This is a genomic window from Cupriavidus sp. WS, from assembly GCF_000395345.1.
In the GTDB taxonomy this organism is placed as follows: Bacteria; Pseudomonadota; Gammaproteobacteria; order Burkholderiales; family Burkholderiaceae; genus Cupriavidus; species Cupriavidus basilensis_B.
This window is the reverse complement of the sequence record NZ_AQPL01000271.1, coordinates 1-8,962: the sequence shown is the minus strand read 5'-3', so window position 1 is coordinate 8,962 and position 8,962 is coordinate 1. Positions and strand designations below refer to the sequence as shown.

The window sequence follows — 8,962 nt, the reverse complement described above, 5'->3', positions numbered from 1 at the left end:
AAAAACCCCGCCGTGGCGGGTCGGGGTCCGGCGGCGCGCCCCGCTTCGGGGGGCGCGTCGCCGGCGACAGGCGGGTTCGGCTTACTTCTTGTAGTTCGCCACGCCGTCGGTGATTTCCTTGTGGGCTTCCTCGATGCCGGCCCAGCCTTCGACCTTGACCCACTTGCCCGCTTCGAGCGCCTTGTAGTTCTCGAAGAAGTGCTTGATCTGGTCCAGCAGGTTCTGCGGCACGTCCGACAGGCCCTTCATGAAGGCGGTGGCCGGCGACAGCTTGTCCAGGGGCACGGCCACCAGCTTGGCATCCACGCCGGACTCGTCGGTCATCTTCAGCATGCCCAGCGCGCGGCAGCGCACCACCGCGCCGGCCAGGATCGGGAACGGCGACAGCACCAGCACGTCGACGGGGTCGCCGTCGCCCGACAGGGTCTGGGGAATGAAGCCGTAGTTGGCCGGATAGCGCATGCCGGTGCCGATGAAGCGGTCGACGAAGAGCAGGCCGGTTTCCTTGTCGGCTTCGTACTTCACCGGATCGCTCTGGGCCGAGATCTCGATGATGACGTTGAAATCGTTGGGGATGTCCTTGCCCGGGGAGACGAGGTTGAAGCTCATGCGAGTTCTCCAGATGCCTGTGTTTGTGGATGGCGGGCATTATAGCGGTTCGAAGCTGACCCGGCCCTGACGATTGCCGGCCGGGGACCGCCCTGGGGACCGCATGGCGGCCGGCCCGGGCCGCGTGCCTTGCGGGCCGCGCGCGCTGGGTGATAATGCTGAATTGTCCGAACCACGCATCGACAGGCGCACCGCCAGCCGCACGGCGGCGGTCGCATCCAGCCGGAGCCCCATCAATGCATGCCCAGCATTTCGTTGCCAACCGCCTGATCGCGCCGGATTCCGGCATGCGCATCAAGGTCTTCGACCCCTCCAGCGGCGAGCCCTTCGCCGAGATCGCGCGCGGCAACGCCGTCGACATCAACGTGGCCGTCCACGCCGCCCGCCAGGCCGCCGAAGGCGCCTGGGGCGCGATGGCGCCGGCCGAGCGCGCGCGCCTGCTCAACCGCGTGGCGCTGGTGCTGATCGAGCACGAGGCCGAGCTCGCCGCGCTGGAAGCGCGCGACACCGGCAAGCCGCTGCGCCAGGCCGCCGCCGACGCGCGCGCGGTGGCGCGCTACTTCGAGTTCTACGCCGGCGCGGCCGACAAGCTGCACGGCCAGACCATCCCCTACCAGCCCGGCTACACCGTGCTGACGGTGCGCGAGCCGCACGGCGTGACCGGCCACATCATCCCGTGGAACTACCCGCTGCAGATCTTCGGGCGCAGCGTGGGCGCGGCGCTGGCCGCCGGCAACGCCTGCGTGGTCAAGCCGGCCGAGGACGCCTGCCTGTCGCTGCTGCGCGTGGCCGAACTGGCCGCCGGGGCCGGCCTGCCCGAAGGCGCGCTCAACATCGTCACCGGCTACGGCCACGAGGCCGGCGCCGCGCTGGCGCGCCACCCCGGCATCAACCACATCTCGTTTACCGGCTCGCCCCAGACCGGCAGGCAGGTCGCGCAGATGGCGGCCGAGAACCATGTGCCGGTGACGCTGGAGCTGGGCGGCAAGTCGCCCCAGGTCGTGTTCGCCGACGCCGACCTCGACGCGCTGGTGCCGGTCATCGTCAACGGCATCGTGCAGAACGCCGGCCAGACCTGCTCGGCCGGCAGCCGCGTGCTGGTCGAGCGCGCGCTCTACGACACCGTGCTGGACCGCCTGGCCACGGTGTTCGAAGCGCTGCGCGTGGGGCCGTCGGAGCTGGACCTGGAATGCGGCCCGCTGATCAGCCGCAAGCAGCAGCAGCGCGTGTGGGACTTCGTCTCCGACGCGCAGCACGCCGGCATCGCCGCGATGGCGCAGGGCCAGATCGTGGCCGAGGCGCCCGAGGCCGGCTACTACCAGGTGCCGATGCTGTTCCGCGACGTGCCGCCCTCGCACCGGCTGGCGCAGGAAGAGGTGTTCGGCCCGCTGCTGGCCGCCACGCCGTTCGACACCGAGGCCGAGGCCGTCGCGCTGGCCAACGGCACGCCCTACGGGCTGGTGGCCGGCATCTGGACGCGCGACGGCGCGCGCCAGTTGCGCCTCGCGCGCAAGCTGCGCGCGGGCCAGGTCTTCATCAACAACTACGGCGCCGGCGGCGGCGTCGAGCTGCCGTTCGGCGGCACCGGCCAGTCGGGCCACGGCCGCGAGAAGGGCTTCGAGGCCCTGTACGGATTCACCACACTGAAAACCATCGCCATACAACATGGGTAATATCAATTTCCTGTCGGTCGCCTTCGCCATCTTCTTTTTCTGGATGGCGTGGCACGTCAGAAACAAGCGCGCCACCAATCCCTCCGGCATGCCGCGCCTGCAGGTCTTCAAGCGCAAGTGGGGCGAGGCCGTGGGCGACCGCGTGCACTGGTGCCTCTACGTGGCGCTGCCCTTCCTGCTGGCGCTGATGATGACGGCCAACGCGCTGCGCGGGCGCGGCCCGTTCGCCCATTAGGAGAAGACACGGAACGGTTTCCCGGCGCCGCGCCGAGCGGCGCCACATCCAGCGGTATCGTGCAACCAGAGAGAGCAAATCCCAGAGGAGACAGCATGACTACGACCGCAGTACACCCCGGTGCCTCCGGCACCGCCTTCGAGGACGCCACCTACCGCAAGGTGAGCTGGCGCCTCGTGCCCTTCCTGCTGCTGTGCTACGTGGTGGCCTACCTGGACCGCGTCAACGTCGGCTTCGCCAAGCTGCAGATGCTCAGCGACCTCAAGTTCAGCGAGACCATCTACGGGCTGGGCGCGGGCATCTTCTTCATCGGCTACTTCCTGTTCGAGGTGCCGAGCAACGTGATCCTGCACAAGGTGGGCGCGCGCATCTGGATCGCGCGCATCATGATCACCTGGGGCCTGATCTCGGCGGCGATGATGTTCGTCACCACGCCGACCATGTTCTACGTGCTGCGCTTCCTGCTCGGCATCGCCGAGGCCGGCTTCTTCCCCGGCATCATCCTCTACCTGACCTATTGGTACCCGGCGCACCGGCGCGGGCGCACCACCACCTTCTTCATGACCGCCATCGCGCTCTCGGGCGTGATCGGCGGCCCGCTCTCGGGCTGGGTGATGCAGTCCTTCGACGGCCACAACGGCTGGTCCGGCTGGCAGTGGATGTTCCTGATCGAAGGCGTGCCGTCGGTGGTGGTGGGGCTGATCGTGCTGGCCTACCTGGACGACCGCATCGCCCACGCCAAATGGCTCGGCGAGGACGAGAAGGCGCTGCTCCAGCGCAACATCGCCAGCGAGGACATGCACAAGGAAGACGCGCCGGTGAGGCAGGTGCTGACCAGCCCGCGCGTGTGGCTGATGAGCGCGATCTACTTCTCGTTCGTGATGGGCCTGTACGGCGTCAGCTTCTGGCTGCCGACCATCATCAAGCAGACCGGCGTCAAGAGCACGCTCGACATCGGCCTGCTCACCGCCATCCCCTACGGCTGCGCGGTCATCGGCATGATCCTGGTGGCCTACAGCGCCGACCGCAACCGCGAGCGCCGCTGGCACATCGCCATCCCCGCGCTGGTGGGCGCGGCGGGGCTGCTGCTGTCGGTGCACTGGCACGGCAACACCGCGCTGGCGCTGTTCGGGCTCACGCTAGGCACCATCGGCATCCTGACCACGCTGCCGCTGTTCTGGAGCCTGCCCACGGCGTTCCTCGCCGGCACCGGCGCGGCCGCCGGCATCGCGCTGATCAATTCGCTGGGCAACCTGGCCGGCTTCATCAGCCCCTACGCGGTGGGCTGGCTCAAGGACCTGACGCAGAGCACGGATTCGGGCATGTACCTGCTGGCCGCGTGCCTGGTGGCCGGCGCGGCGCTGACCTTGTCGGTGCCGGCGAAGATGGTGAACAAGTAGGCAAGTGGAGAAACCGGGCCGCCGGCGAATGCAGTTTCCGCCGGTGTGCTCCCCTCTCCCGCTCGCGGGAGAGGGGCCGGGGGAGAGGGCCGGAGCTGGCCCGCCTCCGCCTCAATTCCCCGCATCGTCTCCCAGCATCTGCGCCACCGAGCCCGCGGTGCCCGCGGCGCGCTCGCCCAGCAGGTGGTGCAGCGTGGTCAGCAGTTCATCCTCGTTGTACGGCTTGCCCAGATACACGTTGACGCCGATCTCGGCGGCGTAGCGGCGGTGTTTTTCCGCCGTGCGCGAGGTGATCATCACCAGCGGCATGTGGGCGGTGCGGCTGTCGCCGCGCACGTTGCGGGTCAGGTCGAAGCCGTCCATGTGCGGCATCTCGATGTCGACCAGCATGGCGTCGGGCATCACGTCCTGCAGTTGCCGCAGCGCGTCCACGCCGTCGCGCGCCAGCACCACCTGGTAGCCGGCGCGGGTCAGCAGGCGGTGCGAGACCTTGCGCACGGTGAGCGAGTCGTCCACCACCATGATGGTCGGCTGCGTGCCCAGGCCAGCCACCGGCGCGGCACCGCCGTGGCCCAGTTCGGCCACCGCGCCCAGCGCGGGCTGCTGCGCGGCCTGCTCCAGGCCCGGCAGCGGCAGGCGCGGCGGCTCGCCGCGCTCGCGCACGAAGCGCTGCGCCAGCACCACCGGGTTGTAGATCAGCACGATCTCGCCGTCGCCGAGCGTGGTGGCGCCGGCGATGCCTTCGAGGCGCGCCAGGTGGGGGCCGATGTGCTTGACCACCACTTCGCGGTTGCCGATCACTTCGTCCACGTGCACGGCGATGCGTTCGGCGCCGCTGCGCACCACCACCACGGGCGAGTACTTGCGGCCCGCGGCGATGGCCGGCGTTTCCTCCAGCAGCGTGCCGAAGTAGTAGAACGGCACCTCGCCGCCGGCGGCGTCGAGCCGGCCGCGGTTGTAGGCTTCGAGCAGGCCTTGCGAGCGCAGTTGCTGGACCTGGTCGATCATGCCGCTGGGGATGGCGAACTGGCGCCCGCCCAGCGTGACCAGCAGCACCTGCGTGATGGCGGTGGTCAGCGGCAGGTGCACGGTGAAACGGGTGCCCTGCCCGGCCTGCGTGGCCAGCGCGATGCGCCCGCCCAGCGCCACGGTCTCGGCGCGCACCACGTCCATGCCGACGCCGCGCCCGGCCAGCTCGGACACCGACTCGGCGGTGCTGAAGCCGGGCGCGAAGATCAGCTCGGTCAGGCGCGCCTCGCCGGCGTCGTCGTCGGCCGAGAGCAGCTCGCGCTCGATGGCGCGCGCGTGGATGCGCGCCAGGTCCAGGCCGCCGCCGTCGTCGACGAAATGCAGCACCACCTCGTTGCCTTCCTGCTGCACCTCGAGCGTGAGCGCGCCGGCGGCCGGCTTGCCCGCCGCGCGGCGGACCTCGGCCGGCTCGATGCCGTGCACCACCGCGTTGCGGATCAGGTGCTCGATCGGGCCGGCCATGCGGTCCAGCACCGAGCGGTCGACTTCCACCGTGCCGCCCTTGATGAGCAGCCGCACTTCCTTGCCGGTCTCGCTGGCGGCCTGGCGCGCCACGCGGTAGAGCCGCTCGGCCAGCGCGTCGAACTGCACCATGCGCGCCTGCATCAGGCTGCGCTGCAGGCCGCGCGTGAGGCGGGCCTGCGCGTCGAGGTCGCCGGTGGCGCGGTCGAAGCCGCGCTGCAGGTTCTGCTCGACCGTGGCCACGTCGTTGACCGACTCGGCCATCATGCGGGTCAGTTCCTGGAAGCGCGTGAAGCGGTCGAATTCGAGCGGATCGAAGTCCTGCGAATGCTGGGCGTCGGCGATGCGCGACGCCATCTGCGACTCGGCCTGGATCTCGATCTCGCGCAACTGGCCGCGCAGGCGCGCCACGTTGTCGTTGAGTTCGCCGAGATAGCTGCGCAGCGCGTCGAGCTCGCTTTCCAGCCGCGCGCGCGTGGCACCGACTTCGCCGGCGTCGGTGATGAGGGTGTCGAGCGTGCGGGCCTGCACGCGCACCAGCGCGCGCAGGCGCTCGCCAGTCTCGGCCGGCACCGGCACGGTGGCGGGCTGCAGCATGCCCACGCCCACCGCGCCCGGCGGCAGCGGCCTCGCTCCGGCCTGCGGCAGCTGTAGCAGGGCCGGCGCTTCGGTCCGCATATCGGACTGCACATCGGACCGCACCTCGGCCGCCACGCCGCTTTCCGGCTCGCCAACCTGCGCGTCGCCGGCATTGATCAGCTCGGGGTCGTCCACCGCCAGCAGGCGGCCGCCCTGCAGCGCCTCGCCATGCGCGAGGATGCGGTCGTACCAGGCATACAGGCGCGCGAACAGCGCGGCGTCGACGCGCCCGCCGCGCACGGCGGCGTCGAGCAGCGTCTCCATCTCGTGCGCGGCCTGGCCCAGCGCCATCGCGCCGGCCATGCGCGCGCTGCCCTTGAGCGTATGCAGGGCGCGCAGGATCAGGCCGGCGTGGCGGGCATCCTGGCCGTCGCCGGCGGTGGCTTCCCAGCCGCGCAGCAGCCGGCCGAGCTCGGGCAGGCTGCCGTGGGCTTCCTCGAGGAAGATCTCGACCAGCGCGGGGTCGAGCGGCGCCTCGCCGTCCGGCGCGATGCTTTCGTTGGCCGCCTCGGCCAGCGGCGCCGCCGCGTGCGCGGAAGCGGGTTCGGGCACGAGCGGGATGGCCGCGGCAAACCCGGCCGCGCCGTCCTGCGCCTCGGCAAACGACGGTGACGATGGCGACGATGGCTTGCCGAACAGCAGCGCGACCGGCGCGCCTTCCGCCTCCGGCGCCATGCCGGCCGATTCCGGCACGGCCAGGCGCGGGCGCACCATGGCGCGCTCGCCCAGCTCGGCCAGGCTGCGGCACAGCGCGTCGTCGGCATCCGGCCAGATGCCGGCGGCGAACTGGTGCAGCATGCCGCGCACGCGCTCGACCGCCTGTTCGAGCAGGCGGAAATCGCCGGGGTGCATGGCCACCGGATGCGTGCCCAGTTGCAGCATCAGGCGCTCGAGCGCCTCGGCGATCGCGCGCACCGGCTCCAGGCCCACGGTGGAGGCGCTGCCCTGCAGCGTATGCGCGACGCGCAGCGCCAGCTCGCTCGGGCACGGGCGCCCTTCGTGGCGCCATTCGGAGACGTCGGTGGCGAACTGGCGCACCAGATCGTCGGCTTCCTGCAGGTAGACGTTGTAGAGCGGCAGGCTGATGCGGACCGGGCCGATCACCTTGAAATGGTCGTTCTGCTCGGCCGGCGTGCTGGCGAAGCGGAACGGGATGACCTTGGCGTCGGCCGCGGCTTCGTCGTCGGCGGTCAGGCCGGTTGCCTGGTCGGCGGGTTGCGCTGCCGGTCCGGTCCCGGATTCGGTCCCGGCTTCGGTCCCGGATTCGGCCCCATTTCCGGTCCCAAATTCGGACCCCGGAACGAATTCGGCCATGAGTTCGCCCGCGAGTTCGGCCGCGAGTCCGGCGGCCACGCCGCTCTCGCCGCCCGGCTGGCCGTCCGCGTCGAGCAGCGCGAGCCCGTCCACGAAGGCCGGCGCCGCGAACGCGGCCGGGTCTTCCACCGGCGCGGCGGCGGCGACATCGGCAGCGGCAGCCTCCTCGCCGGCACGCACCGCCTGCGCCGCGGCCAGCAGGCCGGCGGTGTCGTGCGTGGCCAGCGGATCGACCTGCAGCGCCGTCACCCACGCGGCCAGCTCGCCGTGCGCGCGCAGCAGCAGGTCGACCACCGCCTGCGACGGCCCGCGCGCCTCGGCGATCCACAGGTTCATCACCTGTTCGATGGCCCAGGCCGCCTCGCCGTAGCGGTGCAGCCCGACCATGCGGCTCGATCCCTTGAGCGTATGGAAGGCGCGCCGCAGGCGGCTGACGGTATCGGCGTCGCCGAGCGCCGCGAGGCCGGCGCGCAGGTCGCTGGCGACCTCGCCCAGCACTTCGTCGGCCTCGGTGAGGAAGATGTCGAGCAGCTCGGCATCGATGGCGGCGCTGTCCGCGGCAGCCGGCGGCGCCGGCGCGGCGGCGGGCGCGCTCGCCACATTGGCTGGCAGCGCGTCCGCCAGCGCCACCACCAGGCGCTCGGCCGCGCCCTGCGAGCCGGCCAGCCAGGCATTGAGCTGGGTGGTGGCTTCGTCGGCCTGGCGCCGCAGGCCGGCGTCGTCGTCGATGGCCGCCTGCTCGTTGAGCGCCTGCAGCGCGGCGCGCAGCGCCTTGACCTCGGGCGCGTCGGCGGCGGCCGGGTGGCGCACCACCTCGCTGGCGGCCGCGCGCGCGTTGGCGAGCAGGGCCGCGTGGGACACCGCGCCGCCTTCCGCCGCGGCGTGGCCGGCCGCATCGTATTCCGCGCCATCCGGCGCGTCGGCGGCGGCGCCGCGGCCGAACGCGAGCGCGTCGATGAACGCATGCACCGCGCCGAGCTCGCCAGCGATCGCGGCCAGCCAGCCGGCGCGCTCGGCGGCGGCGTCCGGCGCAGCATCCGGCGTGGCGCGCGCGCCGGCCAGCAGGCCGAGCGACTGCGCCACGCGCTGCAGCGCCGCGGCCACGGTGAGCGCCTCGGCGCGCAGCGTCTCCGGCAGCGCGCCGGCGTCCTGCAATTGTTCCAGCGTGGCGCCCAGCGCGACGAACGCGCGCTGCGCATCGCGCAGGTGGGCGCCGGATTCGGGGCGGGCCGCGTCGCGGTCGTAGGCGTCGAGCCAGGATTCGCCGCTGTCGAGATGGCCGCGCAGCTGCGCCACGGCGGCCTCGCGCAGGCGCTGCGCGCGCGCCTGCTCCACCATCTGCGCCAGCCAGCGCGGCGCGGGCGCCGCGGCGTTGCCCCGCTGGCGCTCGCCCAGGTAGGCGGCCAGCTCGTCGCAGCGCTGCGCGAAACCGGTGGCCGCGGCGTGGCCGGTGTTGCCATGCACGCGCCACGGCAGCGCCAGCGCGCGGCCGAGGAACAGCGCGACGGCGCCGATGCCGATGTCCTCGCCTTCGGCGCCTTCCTGCTGCACGCCCCCCCGCCGCGCGCCGCCGGCCAGCACGGCGGGCTGCGCGGCGGCGT

Annotated in this window: 5 protein-coding genes; 3 read left to right on the top strand and 2 right to left on the bottom strand. The window is 72.0% G+C overall.

All coding sequences use genetic code 11. The annotated features are described in order from the left end of the window. Positions 1 to 81: 81 nt before the first annotated feature. On the bottom strand, positions 82 to 609 hold the full coding sequence (gene ppa / locus K206_RS0121980; protein ID WP_017228479.1) for an inorganic diphosphatase: 528 nt from the start codon (positions 607 to 609) through the stop codon (positions 82 to 84). A gap of 236 nt (positions 610 to 845) precedes the next feature. Between ppa and K206_RS0121975 the strand changes: the two genes are divergently transcribed. From K206_RS0121975 to K206_RS0121965, 3 genes are all read left to right on the top strand, one after another. Then, positions 846 to 2,282, top strand: coding sequence for an aldehyde dehydrogenase family protein (locus K206_RS0121975; protein ID WP_020204547.1), 1,437 nt, complete (start codon positions 846 to 848; stop codon positions 2,280 to 2,282). After that, positions 2,275 to 2,517, top strand: coding sequence for a hypothetical protein (locus K206_RS0121970; protein WP_020204546.1), 243 nt, complete (start codon positions 2,275 to 2,277; stop codon positions 2,515 to 2,517). Before K206_RS0121975 ends, K206_RS0121970 begins: the two co-directional genes overlap by 8 nt. 95 nt (positions 2,518 to 2,612) lie before the next feature. Next, on the top strand, positions 2,613 to 3,917 hold the full coding sequence (locus tag K206_RS0121965; RefSeq protein ID WP_020204545.1) for an MFS transporter: 1,305 nt from the start codon (positions 2,613 to 2,615) through the stop codon (positions 3,915 to 3,917). Between the two features lie 111 nt (positions 3,918 to 4,028). On the opposite strand, the gene K206_RS41170 is transcribed toward K206_RS0121965, so the two are convergent. Further along, positions 4,029 to 8,962 (bottom strand): Hpt domain-containing protein (locus K206_RS41170; protein ID WP_020204544.1); only part of this gene is annotated, 4,934 nt, incomplete at its 5' end.

Excerpts from the sequence above, each read along its gene's own strand:
- K206_RS0121965 (WP_020204545.1), top strand. The coding sequence starts at position 2,613 with ATGACTACGACCGCAGTACACCCCGGTGCCTCCGGCACCGCCTTCGAG.
- K206_RS0121975 (WP_020204547.1), top strand. The coding sequence starts at position 846 with ATGCATGCCCAGCATTTCGTTGCCAACCGCCTGATCGCGCCGGATTCC.
- K206_RS0121970 (WP_020204546.1), top strand. The coding sequence starts at position 2,275 with ATGGGTAATATCAATTTCCTGTCGGTCGCCTTCGCCATCTTCTTTTTC.
- ppa (WP_017228479.1), bottom strand. The coding sequence starts at position 609 with ATGAGCTTCAACCTCGTCTCCCCGGGCAAGGACATCCCCAACGATTTC.